This is a genomic window from Acinetobacter sp. P8-3-8 (assembly GCF_000214135.1).
Lineage (GTDB): Bacteria > Pseudomonadota > Gammaproteobacteria > Pseudomonadales > Moraxellaceae > Acinetobacter.
The window spans coordinates 97,243-117,048 of record NZ_AFIE01000005.1 but is presented as its reverse complement, the minus strand read 5'-3'; the positions used below and the strand labels follow the sequence as shown (position 1 = coordinate 117,048).

At 38.3% G+C, this 19,806-nt stretch carries 11 protein-coding genes; 3 read left to right on the top strand and 8 right to left on the bottom strand.

Annotated features, from left to right (window positions below; all coding sequences use genetic code 11):
• The first annotated feature begins 87 nt into the window (after positions 1–87).
• Positions 88–510 (top strand): Lrp/AsnC family transcriptional regulator, encoded by a 423-nt coding sequence (locus GGG_RS0104260; RefSeq protein WP_010112560.1) that lies wholly within the window; start codon positions 88–90, stop codon positions 508–510.
• A gap of 439 nt (positions 511–949) precedes the next feature.
• Here the strand turns inward: GGG_RS0104260 and GGG_RS0104255 are convergent, their stop codons facing one another.
• The 4 genes from GGG_RS0104255 to GGG_RS0104240 all read right to left on the bottom strand — a co-directional run bounded on the left by GGG_RS0104255 (position 950) and on the right by GGG_RS0104240 (position 8,148).
• Positions 950–1,639: a GntR family transcriptional regulator gene (locus tag GGG_RS0104255; protein ID WP_010112558.1), complete on the bottom strand. Its 690-nt coding sequence runs from the start codon at positions 1,637–1,639 to the stop codon at positions 950–952.
• Positions 1,640–1,642: 3 nt separating this feature from the next.
• Positions 1,643–5,242: an urea carboxylase gene (uca, locus tag GGG_RS0104250; protein WP_010112556.1), complete on the bottom strand. Its 3,600-nt coding sequence runs from the start codon at positions 5,240–5,242 to the stop codon at positions 1,643–1,645.
• Between the two features lie 52 nt (positions 5,243–5,294).
• Positions 5,295–7,145: an allophanate hydrolase gene (gene atzF, locus GGG_RS0104245; protein WP_010112554.1), complete on the bottom strand. Its 1,851-nt coding sequence runs from the start codon at positions 7,143–7,145 to the stop codon at positions 5,295–5,297.
• Positions 7,146–7,323: 178 nt separating this feature from the next.
• Positions 7,324–8,148 carry a hypothetical protein gene (locus tag GGG_RS0104240; protein ID WP_010112552.1) on the bottom strand — a complete coding sequence of 275 codons (825 nt, stop codon included), beginning with the start codon at positions 8,146–8,148 and terminating at the stop codon, positions 7,324–7,326.
• Between the two features lie 307 nt (positions 8,149–8,455).
• On the opposite strand from GGG_RS0104240, the gene GGG_RS0104235 reads away from it, so the two are divergent.
• Together GGG_RS0104235 and GGG_RS21150 are read left to right on the top strand one after the other, a co-directional pair.
• Positions 8,456–9,877 carry a PLP-dependent aminotransferase family protein gene (locus GGG_RS0104235; protein WP_010112550.1) on the top strand — a complete coding sequence of 474 codons (1,422 nt, stop codon included), beginning with the start codon at positions 8,456–8,458 and terminating at the stop codon, positions 9,875–9,877.
• A 502-nt stretch (positions 9,878–10,379) separates the two neighbouring features.
• The gene (locus tag GGG_RS21150) at positions 10,380–10,550 is read left to right on the top strand and encodes a hypothetical protein (protein WP_171057651.1); all 171 of its coding nucleotides are present in this window, start codon (positions 10,380–10,382) and stop codon (positions 10,548–10,550) included.
• A gap of 122 nt (positions 10,551–10,672) precedes the next feature.
• Here the strand turns inward: GGG_RS21150 and GGG_RS0104225 are convergent, their stop codons facing one another.
• From GGG_RS0104225 to GGG_RS0104210, 4 genes are all read right to left on the bottom strand, one after another.
• Positions 10,673–13,498, bottom strand: coding sequence for a nitrate reductase (locus GGG_RS0104225; protein ID WP_010112549.1), 2,826 nt, complete (start codon positions 13,496–13,498; stop codon positions 10,673–10,675).
• A gap of 193 nt (positions 13,499–13,691) precedes the next feature.
• Positions 13,692–15,317: a nitrite reductase small subunit NirD gene (gene nirD / locus GGG_RS0104220; protein ID WP_010112548.1), complete on the bottom strand. Its 1,626-nt coding sequence runs from the start codon at positions 15,315–15,317 to the stop codon at positions 13,692–13,694.
• A gap of 133 nt (positions 15,318–15,450) precedes the next feature.
• Positions 15,451–17,997 (bottom strand): nitrite reductase large subunit NirB, encoded by a 2,547-nt coding sequence (nirB, locus tag GGG_RS0104215; protein WP_010112547.1) that lies wholly within the window; start codon positions 17,995–17,997, stop codon positions 15,451–15,453.
• A 36-nt stretch (positions 17,998–18,033) separates the two neighbouring features.
• On the bottom strand, positions 18,034–19,413 hold the full coding sequence (locus GGG_RS0104210) for an MFS transporter (protein ID WP_171057650.1): 1,380 nt from the start codon (positions 19,411–19,413) through the stop codon (positions 18,034–18,036).
• Positions 19,414–19,806: the final 393 nt, after the last annotated feature.

The window sequence follows — 19,806 nt, the reverse complement described above, 5'->3', positions numbered from 1 at the left end:
TTATTAAGAATCAAATTGATTCACAAAATTTGTTATAGTGATTAAAATGAGTTAATTTTTATCAATTTGCTAATGGTAAATATCAAAATGAACAATATTGATCATATTATCTTAGGACTACTCAAAGATAATGCTCGAATTTCGATTACAGATTTGGCTGCAAAAACACGTGTCTCTCGAGCGACTGTGCAAAAACGCATTGAGTATATGGAGTCTACTGGTGTGATTACGGGTTATACCGTGCGTTTCCGTCCAAATGCTGAAAAGAATATTATTCGAGCTTGGATGAATATTATGGTTGAAGGGACTAAAGCACAGGCTGTCATTCGTGAGTTGCGTTTAGAGTCGGCGGTTGAGCGGTTGCATACCACCAATGGAAAGTGGGATCTTTTAGTGGAACTACAATCTGACAGTCTTGAAAACTTTGATAAAGCGCTTGAACGAATTCGAAATATTGCAGGAATTTATAATAGTGAAACCAGTATTTTATTATCAACTTATAAAACTTAAATATAAATTTTAAAAATCATTTATTTAAGCTTAATTTTTACTGTTAAAAAAATTTAGCTTAAATAAAAATATATGCGATACCTAGCATGAACAATCACAGTATTTTGAAAAAGAAAGTCGCATGCCAAATATTAAAAATAAGGATGTTTAAGTATATTAATTCGGACTTATCGAAAACAGAGGTTGAAAAAGAAGAAGTTACCTATTTTGATTAAGGCTTTAGAAAATAAACATTTTTAAATTAGTGACTTAGGAAGTAAATCTCTTTAAATTATATGGTAATCTCCTAATATTGAAAATAAAAACATCGATGTACTGTACTGGAAATCCTTATTGCATATCTTAACTTTGCCCTACTTATGCAAAAAATGCCAAGTTAATCTACTGACTAATACCCCATGAAAGCCTAAGATCAAACTAAGCATCTAAGATAAAAAACTCAACGAACCACACTATGCGAGGCAATCATTTCCAAAGTTATACGTTTGACTTCATCACGACTTTTTGAAATATGTTGCTCAATTTCGCTACAAGCTGCTTGGCTATCTTTTCGAAAAATACACGCTAAGATTCGTTGATGTTCTGCATAAGTTGCTTCAATCCTGAAATCTTTAGAAAAATCTAAACGGCGGATAATTCTAATTTTTTCACTAATATCTTGGTGAATTTTTGCCATTTCCATATTACCGAGTGCTTTGACCAAGTTACAATGAAACGCCTCATCCAATTGCGCCAATTGCTTTAGATCATATAAATACTGCTCAGGCTCAACACACCACTGCTCTCTCAACATCGTCATAATTGAGGATTCAGAAATATCTATACTGCATAATTGTTGAATGGCGTACTTTTCCAATAAAATCCGCACGTCATATAGTTCTTCATAGGCTTTAAAATCCAGTGGACGGACTTGCCATCCACTACGAAAATGAACTTCAACATAACCATCTTGTTGTAACCGATACAAAGCTTGGCGTATCGGTGTACGACTCACTTGATAAGCTTGCGCAATTTCAGACTCGGTAAAACGCTCTCCAGGCATCAATTTAAAATCAAAAATATCATTTTTAATATTTTGGAAAACCAGCTCAGATAAACTATCTGAGCTTTTATTCGAGCGTGTTGTCATTCATTACTCCATGTAAACTAATGGCTCACCACGATATACAGTTTGACCTGCACGACAAATAATCGCTTTGACTATACCATCATCATCAGCGTATACAGGCAACTCCATTTTCATTGCTTCAATAATGGCAATGGTTTCGCCTTTTTTAACAGTCTGACCTGTTTCGACAAAAATCTTCCAAATATTCCCTGTCATTGAGGCATTTAAAGGCAAGTAATCACTATAGTCAGTATTGTCCACACACATTTCAATTTCAACAGGTACATCAAACTCATCTTTCCAACGTTCTACTTCTGTCGTAAAGGCTTGTTGTTGCTGCGCTTTAAATGTCGCAATGCTATCTTTTTCATTCTCTAAAAATTGCGTATAAGCAGCGAAATCAAACTCTGTTTCTTCAATTTTAATTTCTGCTACACCATTGGCAAAGTCAGCTCGAAATTGATCTAACTCAACTTCTGATACTGGATAATATTTGATTTGATCAAAGAACCTCAAGAACCATTGTTGATCTCCAAACTGTTTATTTTTCTTAAATTTATTCCAAATTGGCACAGTTCGACCAATGAGCTGGTAACCACCGGGAGAATCCATTCCATAAATACACATATACATTCCACCGATACCTACAGTCCCTTCTGCTGTAAAAGTCCGTGCGGGATTATATTTTGAACTGAGTAAACGATGGCGAGGATCAATCGGCACGGCACAAGGTGCTGTTAAATAGACGTCCCCCAGTCCTAATATAAGATAATGTGCATCAAAAATAATCTCTTTAACTTGTTCACGACTTTGTAAGCCATTAATTCGTTGGATAAAATCAACATTGTTCGGTAACCACGGCGCTTTTGCACAAACACTTTCTTGATACCGCTCAACTGCACCTAATGTGGCTGAATCTTCAAATGCCATCGGTAAATGAATAATACGTGAAGCAACTTTAATTTGACTCAAATCTCCCATACGTTCTTCAAGACTGAATAGGAATGCAAGCAAATCCTGTTGAGAAAATTTTAAACCATCATATTTAATTTGAAGCGAACGTACTCCGGGAGATAATTCTAAAATTGCCTCAATTTGTGCCTCTTCAATCATTTGTATTAAACGATGCACACGTAACCGTAGCGCAAGATCTAAAATATTTTCGCCATATTCCAACAAGATATAGCTGTCCCCTGCCTGACGATAAATCGCTTTTGGTGCAAGTGTGGTCGCTTCTCGTACTGCTAGAATGCTCTCATATTGAGCTTCTTCAATTTCAAGATTTGGTAATTTTGGTGCTGTAGCAAAATTTTCAATTCGATCAATTTGTTGTAGTTCTAAATGATTTGCTTGCTCAACATTAAGTGGGAAGAAACTGATCGTATCATCTGCCTTTAATTGCCCTACTTTCCATAGCTCTGCTTTGGCAATGGTTACAGGACAAACAAAGCCCCCTAAACTTGGGCCATCTTTGGCTAAAATCACAGGAAAATCACCTGTAAAATTAATCGCTCCAATCGCATATTCGCAATCATGCACATTTGAAGGATGCAAGCCTGCTTCCCCTCCATTTTCACGTGCCCAACTTGGCGTTGGACCGCTCAAACGTACACCTAGACGATTTGAATTAAAATGTACTGTCCATGATGATGCAAAAAATTCTTCAAGATATTCAGGTTTAAAGAAATCTGGAGCGCCATGTGGTCCGTATAAAACTCCAATTTTCCAATTTTTTGGATAATGAGGAATTAAATCTTCAGTCAACGCTAGTGGTTCAGCTATTGCCAATGGTAAATGCTCTGTTGGCAAATCTACATTCACCATTTTGATCATATCACCTGCACGTAAGGTGCGCCCCGCATGCCCACCGAAATTCCCCAATGCAAAAGTAGAACGGCTACCTAAATATTCAGGAACATTTAATCCATTTCGAACTGCTAAATAGGTACGACACCCTGATTCAACTTGTCCTAATTTTAAAGTTTGTCCAGCTTGAATATAAATAGGTTTCCAAAAATCAACCTCCACACCCTCTACACTTGCCTGACAAGGTGCACCAGTCAATGCCACAATATTTTCAGTATGAAATTTTAAAACTGGTCCTTGTAAAGTGAATTCAAAGCCTGCCGCTGCAGTATCATTTCCTACAATTTTATTTGCCAATTGGAATGCATAATCATCCATTGGGCCTGAAGGCGGTACGCCAATATTCCAATATCCAACACGTCCCGGATAATCTTGAATTGAACTTTGTGTGCCTGCCTGTATGACTTCGATGACATTTGGAACATAGCTAAAATCATCGAGCATCCGTGTCCAAATTTGCATGTTTGCAAAACGCTCATCTTCAACCACACTCAATGCGTAGTCTAAATTGGTACTGATTCCACTCAAGCGTGTTTCTGCAAGTGCTCGTTTTAACTTAGCAATCGCAGCTTCACGGTTTTCTGCATGAACAATAATTTTGGCAATCATGGGATCGAAATATTGTGAAACTTCAGTACCCGTAGAAACCCATGTATCGACTCGAATATCTTCAGGAAAGAAAACGTCTGTGAGTACACCTGGACTAGGTTGAAAGTTTTTCGCTGGATCTTCTGCATAAATCCGAACTTCAATCGCTGCACCTTGCGGTTGGATATTTCCCAATTTTTCCCAGTCTAATGCATCACCCGCAGCAACTTTTAACATGCATTCGATCAGATCTAAACCTGTCACCATTTCAGTCACAGGGTGTTCAACTTGTAATCGTGTATTCACTTCCAAGAAATAGAATTCATCACGTGCTGCATCATAGATAAACTCTACCGTGCCTGCACTGCGGTATTTTACCGATTGCCCAAGTTGAATAGCAGCTTGGTGTAGTTTTTGACGTGTCTGTTCTGGTAAATGAGCAGCAGGTGTTTCTTCTACGACCTTTTGATTACGGCGTTGTAATGAACAATCACGTTCACCGAATGCAACCACTTGACCTTTGCCATCACCAAAAATTTGCACTTCGACATGCCGTGCTTTATCAACAAATCTTTCTAAAAAAACGCCTGCATCTTTAAAGAATTGTTCCCCTAAACGCTTTACACTTTCGTATGCTTCTTTGAGTGCATCCGCATCATCACAACGTGTTAAACCAATACCACCACCGCCTGCGGTACTTTTTAACATGATTGGGTAGCCAATATTTTCAGCCGCTTGTAAAGCCTCATCTAAACTATTCAGTAATCCAGTTCCGGGTGTCATCGGTACATGAGCGAGTGCAGCCAATTCACGAGCACGGTGTTTCAAACCAAATTCTAAAATCTGTTCTGCTGTTGGCCCCATAAATGCAATTTGATTCTGCTCACATGCACGAGAAAAATCAGCACTTTCAGAAAGAAAACCATAACCTGGGAAAATAGCTTCTGCGCCCGAATCTTTAGCCGCTTGAATTAATTTTTCGATACTTAAATACGTATCCGCAGGTTTCACGCCACCCAAAGATATTGCGATATCTGCATCTTGCACATGTTGTGCATAACGGTCAGTTTCAGAATAAACAGCAACACTGGTAATGCCGAGCTTTTTTAAAGTACGAATAGCACGAACAGCAATTTCACCACGGTTTGCAATTAATACAGTTTTAAACATTGAATTTCCCCTAAATTTATCGTTCTTGATTTTTTGCTGGGTTTAAATTTAATTAGGTGTTTTTTTCAGTCACAGGTTGATTGAGCGATTGGATATAAGCACGCCATCCTCCGAAAGCACTGATGTCTTTGGCATCATTCAAACCATATGGTTCACAAATAAAGCCTTTCACCCATCGCCCGTCTTCTAATTCGACATTGCCCATGCCCAAAGGTGTTGGAATCTCAGCAACAAATTCGCCAAAACGTGCTTTTGGAACATCCCATAATTCAACAATGATCTTTTTCCCCGAAGCATCATCTTTACGAGCTAATCCGGGTTTAGGCGGAACTGTGCCATTCAATGCATAAAGTGCATATTTGTCTGAAGTCGCTGTGGTTTCGATATGTACAGCATTGCGTGTTGTCAGTTGAAAATTGAGTGGCATACCTGTGAGATGTGCGCCAACGACAGCAACACGAATATATTGGGTTGATAATGGCGCAGGCGTATTTTGTAAGTTTTGCAAGCTTTGAAATTTTTGTAATTGCAGTGCTTGATCCAATGCGCCTAAAGGCAAACCCAACTGTTGTTGCCATGCTTTGCCAAAATGCGCCAAAGCAGCATCATGCCAAGCAGGTGCAATGAAGGTGATTCCAAAAGGCAAGCCATCTGCTCTAAAACACGCTGGAACGGCCAATGCGCTTAAATCCGCCAAATTGGTAAAATTGGTATATGTTCCAAAGTGTGAATTATTTTCAATCGGTGCTTCTGCCATTTCTACAAGTGTATGAATTGTTGGCGAAGATGGGACAATTAAGGCATCGAATGATTCTAATTGTGATTGAATCTGCCGTGCCAAATCTTGCTTTAAATACTCAGCTTGATAAGCATCTATCGCTGAATATTCAAAACCTTTTTGAATGATTGTAGAAACCGTTGGATCAAAAGCATCTGGATGTGTCGCTAATAAATTTCCAACAGCAGCCGTTCGCTCTGCAACCCATGCACCTTGGTAAAGCTGTGCAGCCAATGTTGTGAATGCAGAAAAATCAATACGAGTAATCTTGGCATTCATTGACTCAAGTTGTGTTAAAGCCTGTTTAAATGCTGCTTCAGATTGTTGATCGCCAAAAAATTCAAGCTGATCAGGAATTGCAAATTTGAGCTGCGTTGAGAATCGAGCTGGTGCAAGACTTGGATTTTTACGTGAATAGCTATCTTGTTCATCATAGTGTTCAAGAATATTTGCAGTAAATTCAGCATCTTTTACTGTTAGTGCAAAAATTGAAATGCAATCTAGGCTTTTACAGGCAGGCAATAAACCTGTATTAGAAAAACGCCCTTTGGTCGGTTTTAAGCCGACAATATTATTAAATGCAGCAGGAACTCGCCCAGAACCTGCTGTATCTGTACCCAAAGAAATCGGAACTAAACCACGTGTAACCACACTTGCAGAACCTGAGCTCGAACCACCGCTGACATAATCTGAATTAAACGTATTCGGCACAGCGCCATACGGAGAACGTGTTCCCACTAGACCTGTAGCAAATTGATCTAAATTGGTTTTGCCAACAATGATTGCGCCTGCATTTTTCAACAAATCAATCACAAATGCATCTTTTTGCTTCACGCCTAAAAGCGATTTACATGCGGCAGTGGTTGCAAAACCTGCAACATCAATGTTGTCTTTGACCGCAACTGGCACACCAAATAAAGGCAACTCAAGGCCCTGCACACGCTTTTGTTTTAAAATTTGAATTTGTTGGTCGAGTATTTCAGTCGTTGCAATAGAGATCCATGCAGGGTCAGTTGGATTAAGACTCTGAACGAGTGTATAAATATTATCTAAAGTTATCGTTTGGCTTAGGTATGCATTTTTCCAATCTAAAATGCTCCATCCAGTTGTATTGATTTTTTGCATTACTGTATCCAATCTTGTATCCAAGTTTGAATTTGATAATGCAGAAGTTATGCCAACCTACCTAAACACTTATAAACAAAAGAATTAGACCGCTAAAGCTCAGCCAAGTAAGTTTTATTGCAGATCATAAATGAACCATTTTGAATCACCTTTGATCCATCAGTGCCACAAAATGCGCTCAAACGAACAGTGCTTTCTCATGCTGCAAACACGTTTGCATATATTCAGAATAAACAGAAAGTTTTTCAACAATATGCTCTGAATAAAACATATCCTCGATCAAATGTTTGGCTTGATCAAAATTATATTGATCACAATGTTGTAAAAGTTGCGCATTAATCTGAGAAAATTGACTACATAAATCACTATAAAGCGCATTTTTATTTTTAAACAATAAATGATTGATGTTGAGTGTCGAACTGTCTGGAATATATTGTTCTGCAAAAGTCTTGATTTGAATAATTCTCACATTAAAAAAAGATTCGATTTCTAAAACTTTGTGATGGTCTAACTTTAAATCTGTTATTAGAAAAATCGTTGAAACGTCTGCTCGACAGAGTGCTTTAATCAGATTGAAATAAATAAAATCTGAGTCACTCAACGCTAAATTTTGAATGTCTAAAAAGATATTTAAAGCATCTAAAACTTTATTCGGGTTTAAATTTTGCTTTTGCTCAGATGAATACTGTTGATCTGCCCGATAATAATGGTTTAAGACATTCATCACTGTCGGAGAGGTCGCTGTCGTATAAATTACTGTTTTATTTAAATTTGATAAAATAAAAGGTGCAAATAAATACGCCAAACTGGCTTGTTCAGGCAGTATTTTGCTTTGAATGATTGAATATGACTGAGTCTTTGAAAATTCTCGCAGCACTTTTGCTCTAAGCAATGTCGCTTCTAAATTTAAATAATATAATTCTAAAATATTCTGTGTTTTCGCAGATAAAGTCTTCTCATCCACAAACTCGGAAAGCGTTTTTAATTGTGTTGTAATAAACATTTCTTCACCTTGCTAGATATGCATGAATTGAGAGAGATCTACGAGTTTTAAGCCTATTCTTTATAGTAAGCACTTGGATAATAAGTACATTCACAATTAAGAATTTTATTTGCGTACACGCATAGCACTCAACTGATACATATCATTGTGGTGTGTAAAGGCTTGAAGATATAGCAACAAAAACAGAAAAAATATATATAACAGATTTATTGTCTAATCCTATATCTGTTATATTTTCTCACGAGATCTTCAACGTTCTGTTCAATGAATAAAACTGAATTTTAATTCTAATTTTGAGTAGCCTTCTATGTACAAATCTGAACAACTTGCGCTACATCTAAAACAACTCATTGAAAATAAAACATGGAAGGCGCATGAAAAACTTCCTTCTTTAAGACAGCAAGTCGAACAATCTGGTTTTAGTTTAATCACTGTAATGAATGCATATCAGGAGCTGGAAGCGCAAGGCTTGATTTATTCTAAAGAAAAATCAGGCTATTTTGTGGCTGAAAACCAAGAGTCGCTCATAGAAAAACATGTTGCTGTGAGTCACAAAATTGAAATTAACTCGATTGTATTCAAATATTTAAAATCTATTCAATCCGAACATATTATCCCTTTAGGGTCAGCATTCCCTAACAGCCAACTGCTTTATTCTGCAAAACTAATTCAGACACTAGGACAACTTGCCAAACAAAGACGCAGTTATGAGCAAACGCCAAGTTTACCCCCAGGAAACTATGAGTTAAGGAAAATCATTGCTCAACGGTATGCCATGCAAGGCATTCCGACCGATCCTTCAGATATTGTGATTACTTCAGGCGGTTTAGATGCACTGAATTTGTCACTGCAAGCTGTCACACAATCTGGGGACTATATTTTATTGCAACAGACCTTATTTTACGGTGCATGGCAAGCAGCTGAACGCTTAGGTTTAAAAGTGATCACCATTCCTGAACATCCTGTGGATGGCATTGATTTAGAAGCATTTGAACAGGCAATTCTTAAATATCCAATTAAAGTCTGTTTGATGATGTTAAATAGTCAAAACCCGATTGGTTTTACTGTAAGTGATGAGATTAAATTAAAATTGGCAAAAATTTTACATCAACATCAAATTCACCTCATTGAGGATGATGTTTATGAAGAACTGTATTATGGCAATAAAAAACCCTTATCAATGAAGTATTTTGATCAACAAAACCTTGTTTTACATTGTTCATCTTTTTCAAAAACTTTAGGTGCAGGCTTCCGTGTAGGCTGGGTCTATGCTGGAAAATATTCAGAACATATTCAACATATTCAACTGATGAGCACGCTGTCAGTTAACTCATTTATTCAGAATGCTTTGGTTGAATATTTATCACATCGTCATTATGAAAAACATCTCAAAACACTTCGTTCAACCCTGCAAAGATTGAAAAAACAATATTTCAGTTTTTTGAATAGCCATTTACCACCACAATGCAGTGTTGAATATTACCCTTCGGGGTATTTTCTATGGATTGAACTTCCTGAATATTTGGACAGTACCTTGATTTATCAGCGACTTTTAGAAAAAAATATCAGTGTTGCACCGAATATTTTATTCAATGCAACCACACAAAATAAAAACCATATTCGTATCAACTGTTCATTTGAAATCAATACTCGAATTCAAACTGCACTGGAATTACTTATTGATGAATTACAACAACATATCACCCTATATCTTAAAGAAATTGAATAACTTAGATTTGAACTGATGATAATGACGTGAAAAAGCAAATATAACTTTAAAAATGACCAATAATTTACTTTAACCTGAGTTCGAGAGAAGATATGTTTCCAACTATCTGATACGCGGAAACGTCAGTCGCATTGTTCGAGGCAGGACTACATCTGTAATATACTGTTTTTGCGATATATTAGGTACTTGATAGTGTCTGTCGAGTTGGCGACTGACAAATGGTTTTGCCTACTTTTCCCGAAAGAAAAGTAGGTCGAACCGAAGGTTAATCATTGCATTTGACTTTTAAACGGTAAGACTCCGCTGTGCCTGATCTATCTTTTCAATAACTTACATCAAAATTTATCCCGAACTGACATTACTTTAAAAGAATTTCTATTTTTATAACAGATAAAATATTTTAAGCACATCTGTTATATTTTTTTTCTTAAGTTTTGTATCTACCGAACAACCGGTCTACATCACATAATGGCTTCAAGATAAGCATTCAGAGAATGATGTGATGAATAACGATCAAAGCCCAAAAAAACCTCAAAAATATGCTGATAGCTCAATTTCAGACAAAGATTTCAAGCGTATGATTGTTTGGTTTTCAATCTTCTGCGGATTCTTCATGATTGGTGTTATTGTTTCAATTGGTGCAGATTCTGCAAATATGCTACTTGTTCCATAAAGCATTATGAGTAGCTAAATTGATAGCTAAGCAAAATTAATAAGCAAGTAAGCCACAGGTTTACTTGCTTAACGTTTTTCAACATCCTACACAAAAACTCACTACATTTCATATTGTAGAAATTAAGGTGTTTCCGTTTGATATGCCTTAATTAATCCTCGAATTTCAGGTAAACATGAACCACAATTCCCACCTGCTTTTAAACATGCCGTGACTTGTTTTTCATTGGAAATATTCTTTTCTTTAATGGTTTGAATAATTCGGTTCTTACCCACTTTAAAACAACTACAGACCAATGGCCCTTCACTCTCACCCATCGACATGGCTTGACCTGCAAGTAAAGCTTTACGATGCATTGCACTTAAACGCTCACGTTTAAATAAGCTGGCAACCCAATCACGATCAGGCAGCAACGCTTTTGGTGCGATATACAAACTCGCAATCAACTGACCATCTTGTAAAATTACACAATGGCTAATATGTGCAGTTTGATCTTCGAGATTAAGCCACTCAAAACTTTCATCTTCAAAAGGTAAAAGTCTTTTGAGTTGTGCTGTCGTTTCAGTAAATCGTCTTCGATCTGCCAATTCATAACGTACTGCTTTTGCAGTTTGAATTTTTGTCCACCACACCGTATTTTCAATGGTTTTATTGACAATATGTTCAAAGCCTTTACGTACATAAAATACACCTTGCCATTGAGTATAAAATGGTTGAATCATCACAGGGGTATGTTTAAATTCAGGTTCTCCTGAAATCGCATCGACAACAGGATTCACCACTTTTCCTATACGTGCATCCGAAGCAAATTGATCATTCCAGTGAATAGGCGCAAATATCTGTCCACGGCGAATATTATCACTTAGGACTGTACGCAAAACACATAGCCCCCAAGCCGATTTTATTTCAACGAGATCCCCTTCTTTCACTCCATATTTCAACGCATCATTGGGGTGAATTTCACAATAAGGTTCAGCCTTATGCGTACTTAGATTTGCAGATAATCCTGTACGAGTCATGGTATGCCATTGATCACGAATCCGTCCTGTATTCAGAATAAGTGGATATTCACTATCTATTTGATTTACAGGATCAATCGCTAGAGTTGCTATAAATTTCGCTTTGCCATCGGCATGACTGAAACGACCAGTTTTAAATAATTGGGCAACTTCGCCATCTGGTTGATTTTGATTTAAAATAGGCCATTGCACAGGCTCAAGTTGCTGATATTCTTCACTTGAAAGATCAGTTAAACCCTGTAAATTGAAATAGCGAAAAATTTCCGTAGCCAAATTTGTTTCTGGAGTTAAACTTGATAAAGTCGTTGCATTTTGATTCGTTACATTTTGATAAGCAGAAAGTTGCGCATGTTCCTTGAAAATGTCATGACTATTTGCAAAATCAAAACCTTGAAAGCCTAACTTTTTAGCCACTTGCGAAACAGACCACCAATCTGCCTTGGCTTGTTCTGGAATGTCTAAAAAAGCACGTTGTCTTGAAATACGGCGTTCTGAATTAGTGACTGTACCATCTTTTTCGCCCCACCCTAATGCAGGCAATAATACATCCGCATATTGTGTAGTATCAGTGTCTTTGCAAATATCAGAAACGACCACAAACTCACATTTATCCAAAGCACGTTTGACTTGATCAGCATTAGGCAAACTCACTACAGGATTGGTCGCCATAATCCAAATTGCTTTAATTTGACCGCTTTCAACTGCTTCAAAAAGATCAACTGCCTTTAACCCTGCTTGTTTGGCAATGGTTGGGCTTTGCCAAAACTGTTGAACCAATTGTTGATGCTGTGGATTATCTAAATCCATATGCGCAGCAAGCATATTGGCAAGCCCACCAACTTCACGCCCACCCATTGCATTGGGCTGTCCTGTCATCGAAAATGGTGCAGCACCTAAATAACCAATTTTCCCAGTTAATAAATGACAATTGATAATGCTATTGGCTTTATCAACCCCACGAGAAGATTGATTCACCCCCATGGAAAACAATGTCATAACTTTTTTAGTTTGTGCAAATTTCTCAAAAAAGAGTTGTAATTTTTCCAATGAAATTCCAGTTTTGACTGCAACTTCATTGATATCTGCTTCTGATTCTGCACTCGTTAAAGCAGCACTTAAACATTGTGTATGCGCTCCAACAAATTCAGCATCAACATGACCATTTTGATGTAAATATTGTAATAAGCCATTGAATAGTCTGACATCCTGTCCAATCAAAATCGGTAGATGTAAATCTGCTGCCTCACAGGTTGCTGTAAAACGTGGATCAATCACCACCACAAATAAATCACGTTGTTCTTTGGCTTTCATGATGCGTTGATACAAAACAGGATGGCACCATGCTGTATTTGAACCAACTAAAACCACCATATCCGTATGTTCAAAATCATCATAACTTGCAGGAACTAGGTCTTCGCCAAAAGCACGTTTATGTGCTGCCACTGCTGAAGACATACACAGTCTTGAATTGGTATCAATATTGGCTGTACCGAGGTAGCCTTTTACAAATTTATTGACGACATAATAATCTTCAGTCAATAGTTGCCCAGAAACATAAAAGGCGATACTGTCTCGACCATATTGGTCGATATAATGTTGAAATTTATTGGCAATGAGATCCGTTGCTGTATCCCAACTGGTGATTTCACGATTGGTGATTTCTTGATGTGAATTGCGTCCTAACATCGGATGTAAAACACGTGTTTCTAAGCCAATCGTATCAGCTAAATTACTGCCTTTGATGCAAAGTTTGCCGTAATTTGATGGATGATTTAAATCACCTAATACAGATACTTTTTGCCCTAAAGCAGTTTCTTGGACGGTTGCTGTGACGCCACAACCCACACCGCAATATGGGCATGTGGTTTGTGTGGTTTTAATCATGTTTTCTGTGGAGCTATGCAGTTCCATTACAGGGATACTATTCATTTCTGCTTCGCTCCTGATAAAGCTTTTATTTCCCCTCCTTTCAGGAGGGGGTAAGGGAGGTTTTATATTAAAAATCCCCCTCATCCTAACCTTCTCCCTGAGCCATATATGGCGCAAGAGAAGGGACTTCAATACCTAAATTGTTTAGGGTTAGAACATTCCACTCTTTTAAAAAGGAATTACGGAGACTACTTCACCCTGCTTTCTTTAATGCAAAATCCTTACCAAATAACAATTTATTGCGGATCGAAGAAATTGGGGTTTGATCAGAAATAAGTTCTGCGTACCAAACACCATCTTCTGTATCACCAAATAGCACAGCACCGACTACTTTATCTTTTTGAATAATAATACGTTTATAAATTTGACGTTTTTCATCATTCAAAATAATGTCCTCAAAATCTTCTTTAGGCTCACTATTTTCTAAATCAATCCGACCTGCTGAGAACACATCACAACCACTGACTTTTAATTGTGTCGGAACTGTAGGTGCTTTAAAGGTTAAACTGCCATGTTCAGCCAAATGCGATGCACAAATAAATGCTTGCCCCCATAAAGGCTCAACCAATCCAAAAGTTTGATTACGATGTTCAATACATTCACCAACAGCATAAATACTTGGGTCATAAGTTTGCATGGTGTCATTCACCAATACACCACGATTACAACGTAAGCCTGCGCTTTGTGCCAAAGCCATATTTGGACGAATACCTACAGCAAAAATCACTAAATCTGCATCTAAAACAGTGCCATCTTTCAGTCTAACTTGGCTCACATGACCATCTACACCAATCAACTCTTCAGTATTGGCTTCAGTGATAATCGAAATCCCTTTTTGCTCAATACTATGACGTAACATTTGGCTGGCTTTATGGTCTAACTGACGCTCCATAATGCGATCCATTAAATGCAAAACAGTTACATTCATACCACGCTGTTTTAAACCATACGCCGCTTCTAAACCTAATAATCCTCCACCAATCACCACCGCATTTTTTTTAGATTTAGAATAATCAAGCATGGTGTTGACGTCGTAAATATCACGGAAACTCAATACGCCGTCTAAATCTGAGCCTTTTACAGATGGAATAAACGGTTTTGAACCCGTTGCTAAGATCAAACGATCATAATCGACCATCAGACCCTTTTCGGTATATACATGCTTACGTGGACGATCTATACGCACCGCAGGATCACCTGCGATAAAACGAATATTTTTATCGCTATACCATGCATGTGGATGCAACATAATGTCATCGATGGTTTTATCACCCGACAATACTGGTGACAACATGATACGGTTATAGTTCCCCCATGGTTCTTCACCAATCACGGTTACTTCATAACGATCTGGCGCCATATCCAATAAGTCTTCCAAACAACGCATACCAGCCAAGCCATTTCCAATCAGAACCAGCTTCATTTTTTCTTGTGAAGTACCGTTATTGGTAATATAAGTTTTTTGCGGTGTTGGGCTAATCAAGACACGACCATTATCAATTTTGCTTGGAAAGACTAAAAGTTTTTGATCTTTATCTTCTAAACAGCGTCCTGTTGCCAAACTAAAATGCTGTTTGTAAATCGGTGATGCAACAACTCGCTCGCCTTGTAAATCACCAATAATGCCACGTGACATGACATAAGCTTTGCTGAATGGATCTTGGTTGCTCAAAGCATAAACACGCTTTTCACTGCCTACCCTAAAAATTGCAATTTGCTGATCGTTGAGCAATGCCCCAACACCTGTGTTAGGTGTAATATCATCCAATGCACAAATATCTAACCAATCTAACTCATTCATATCTTTTAAAATTGTCATCATCTTTATCCTTTAAACTTTTTATCTGACCTACATTTTCTCTTCCACTTTGGTTTTAAAACATTGATTAAAACCAAAGCTCAGGGAGAAAACAAAGAGAATTAGAGAATGAAAAGTTTGCATACCTAATTTGTTAAGCTTCAACTACAGGAATACGGCTACTATCACGTTCTGCTTCAGTTTTCGGGCGAATTTGCCCACGGACTTCTGCAAATTGAATATGCGGATCTTTCTGTTGTTCAGCTTTCGCATTGATAAAGGTAACGAAGCGTTTACGCACTTCTGGATCTTCAACTGCCGTGCGCCATTCATCTTGATATGTACCCACCACATGACTCATACGATGTTCAAGTTCTGCTGCGACACCAAGAGAATCGTGAACAATCACATCTTTAAGATAGTCCAAACCACCTTCCATGTTGTCACGCCATACCGACGTACGTTGTAAACGATCTGCCGTTTGGATATAGAACATAAAGAAACGATCGATGTACTTAATTAAAGTTTGCGTATCTAAATCTGAAGCCAATAATTCAGCATGACGTGGTTTCATTCCGCCATTACCACAGACATATAAATTCCAACCCTTTTCAGTCGCAATCACACCCACATCTTTACTTTGCGCTTCGGCACATTCACGGGTACAACCTGAAACTGCCATTTTTAATTTATGTGGTGAACGTAAACCCTTGTAACGATTTTCAAGGAAAATGGCTAAGCCAACAGAGTCGTCTACACCATAACGACACCATGTACTGCCCACACACGATTTCACAGTACGTAGTGATTTACCGTAAGCATGTCCTGACTCAAAACCAGCAGCGATGAGTTTTTCCCAAATTTCAGGGAGTTGATGAATTTGTGCACCGAACATATCGACACGTTGTCCACCTGTTAATTTGGTATACAAACCATATTCTTTGGCAATTTGACCGACCGCAATCAAACCATCAGGGGTCACTTCACCACCTGCCATACGAGGCACAACAGAATAAGAACCATCTTTTTGAATGTTGCCCAGATAGTAGTCATTGCTGTCTTGTAGTCCTGCATGACTTGGTTTTAAAACGAAATCATTCCAACAAGACGCTAAAATATTTGCGACCGTCGGTTTACAAATATCGCAGCCTAAACCATGACCATGTTGTTGAATTAGATCGTCAAAGCTTTTAATTTCATTAACACGGACCAAGTGATACAACTCTTGGCGTGAATATGCAAAGTGTTCACAGATATGATTATTAACCGTGACACCTTGACGTTGTAATTCAGATTTTAAAACTTGGGTCACTAATGGTGCACATCCACCACATGCTGTCGCTGCTTTGGTACATTTTTTCAATGCACCCAAAGAGGTTGAACCCTCTGCAATCGCACTACAAATATCCGCTTTAGATACGTTATTACATGAACAAATCGTTGCACTATCAGGTAGCAGATCTACACCGCTTCCACCTGATTTACTCGATGATTGTGCATAACCTGGCATGATTAAACTTTCAGGATTTTCTGGAATTTCTAACCCATTCAGCATCATTTGTAATAAGTCGTTATATTCTTTGGCACAACCAACGAGCACTGCACCCAATAACTTATTTTTTTCTGCATTGACGACGATCTTTTTATAGACCATCGTATCTTCATCTGCATAAAAATAACTGAGCGAGTTTGGTGTCATGGCATGAGCATCGCCCACAGATGCAACATCAACACCCATCAATTTCAATTTGGTGCTCATATCTGCACCAGCAAACTCATTACAGCTTTGCTCCATCACATGTTTCGCTGCAATACGTGCCATATCATAGCCCGGTGCAACTAAACCATAGATTTTGTTATTCCATAATGCACATTCGCCAATGGCATAAATATCAACATCAGAGGTTTGACAATAATCATTGATGACAATACCGCCACGCTCACCTATGGCTAGTCCGCTTTGACGAGCCAATTCATCACGTGGACGAATGCCTGCCGAGAATAAAACGATATCTGTTTCAAGTTCAGAACCATCACCAAACTTCATCACATGTGTAGTATGTACACCATCTTCAATTGATGAAGTTGCTTTTTGAGTATGGACTTTCACACCTAAATTTTCGATTTTTGAGCGTAAAACCTTACCGCCTAAATCATCAATTTGGACTGCCATTAAGCGTGGTGCAAATTCAACCACATGGGTTTCTAAATCTAAATCACGAAGTGCTTTTGCTGCCTCTAAGCCTAATAATCCACCGCCGATGACCACGCCTTTTTTGGCATTCAAACTTGCAGCACGGATTGCATCTAAGTCTTCTATCGTGCGGTAAACAAAGCAATTCTGACGATCATTACCCGGAATAGGAGGAACGAAAGCATATGAACCAGTTGCAAGGACTAATTTGTCATAACTGATTACATCGCCATGATTTGTAGTAATCAGTTTATTTACCGTATCAATCTCTGTTGCTTTCGTATTTAAACGAAGATCAATACCATGTGCATCAGCAAAGTCTGCTCGGCAGAGTGTCAAATCTTTTGCTGATTTACCTGTAAAATATTCTGTTAAATGTACGCGGTCATACGCCAAACGTGGTTCTTCAGCCAAAATGGTAATTTCAATTTCATCGCCTGCATTTTCCAACACAGATTCAATGAATTTGTGTCCAACCATACCGTGACCAATCATTACTAATTTCATGTCATTCCTCCTCAATTCTTTTCGTTATTCTTTGGCTTAAATACTTTGCTTCGCACTTGCTGAAGCATTTTGTTCCATACTGTTACGTTCAAGCACGGCAGCCTCAAACAACTTTTGTTCTTTCTCTTTATGTTCAACTGAGAAGCGAATCATCAACACACAACTTGCGGCAATGACAACCAAACCACCTAAAACCATCAATGTTGTTTGAATATCCAACATGCCTTTCAATAAGAATCCTGCGGCAACTGCTCCCACGTTCCCACCTGCACCAATGATGCCTGCAACACCACCTAGCGCATCACGGTCAATGAATGGAACCAGTGCATAAGTTGCACCACATGCCATGTGAGTGAATAAGGCAAATACTGTCATTGCAAGGATGGCAAGGACTGCTGTATTCATTTGTGAGAATACGATCAGGAATAAACCTTCCATCAAAATCATGGCGAATAAAACTTTAGTACGACCATCCAAACCTTTTTGAGTTGCCACTTTGTCTGAAACAATGCCACCTAGTGCACGAGCGAATAGCGCCAGTAAACCAAAGATCCCCGCAGCCATACCCGCTTCTTTTAAACCAAATTTAAAATGGTCTACGTAGTACATCGCGACAATGTTATGAATGAAGATTTCGATTCCGAAACATGCCGCATAAGCGCCAAATAAAATCCAAACTCGGTAGTTTTTTGCAGCATGCATCAAGATTGCAACACCACCTTTTTTATCACTTCCAACACTGACACCTTGCGCACGAAGTTCTTTAAAATCACCTTGTGGACAGTCTTGAGTAAATTTCCAGTACATCAAACCCACGATCAGCATCAATACACCCGGAACAATCAGTGCAATTCTCCAACCCATCGCTTGTTCAACACCGAACATCACCAAAGCACCCAACATCAAAGGCATAAGCACTTGTGTTGCGCCACCACCTGCGTTCCCCCAACCTGCTGTAGCTGCATTTGCAGTACCTACAACGTTTGGCGCAAACATAATACTGGTGTGGTATTGCGTAATCACAAAACTTGCGCCAATTGCACCAATCAGCAAACGGAAGAAAAGAAAGGATTCATAACTGTTGGCAGACGCTACGCCAAATACTGGGATACTGCCGAGAACCAACAATGCGGTATAGGTTTTACGTGGGCCGTATTTATCGCATAAAGGGCCGACGACTAAACGCACTAGAATCGTGATCGCCACTGCTGCAATATTGATATTGGCAATTTGATCTTTGGTTAGATGGAATTCACCAGCAATCACTGGCATGAGTGGTGCACAAGCAAACCAAGCAAAGAAGCAGACAAAAAAGGCGAGCCAACTCATGTGGAAGGCTCTCATCGCTGCGCTGCTGAAACTGAAAAGACTTATTTTTGTTGCTTTTTTAGCATCTAAATTTGAAGACATGGCCATCTCCTACCGGAACTGAACGTATTAAGTTATCTGCTATGCGGATTGCTGCACACCAGAGTCGATCAGAACGGACGTCGTTGGCCGTCTTACAAATTTTATTAGAGTCGTCTTTGACTCAAGGTGAATTAAGCAATCTGCGTGCCAACATTTTAATCAACAAATCAAGATATTGTTTTTAATACATAAAATTATTTTATTTTGAATATTGATAATTTTTAGACCAACAATTTATTTTTAGATCATCCTCAATAGCAAATTCACTCATGCGATGAATGGGCGCATTTTGCCACATTTAAGTGCATTTTAAATTTAAACACATACTAAAACTTGCCACCCCCCCCAATCTATTGTTATATAAGGCTTGGCATCTTTATTGCTTTATAATGTGCAATT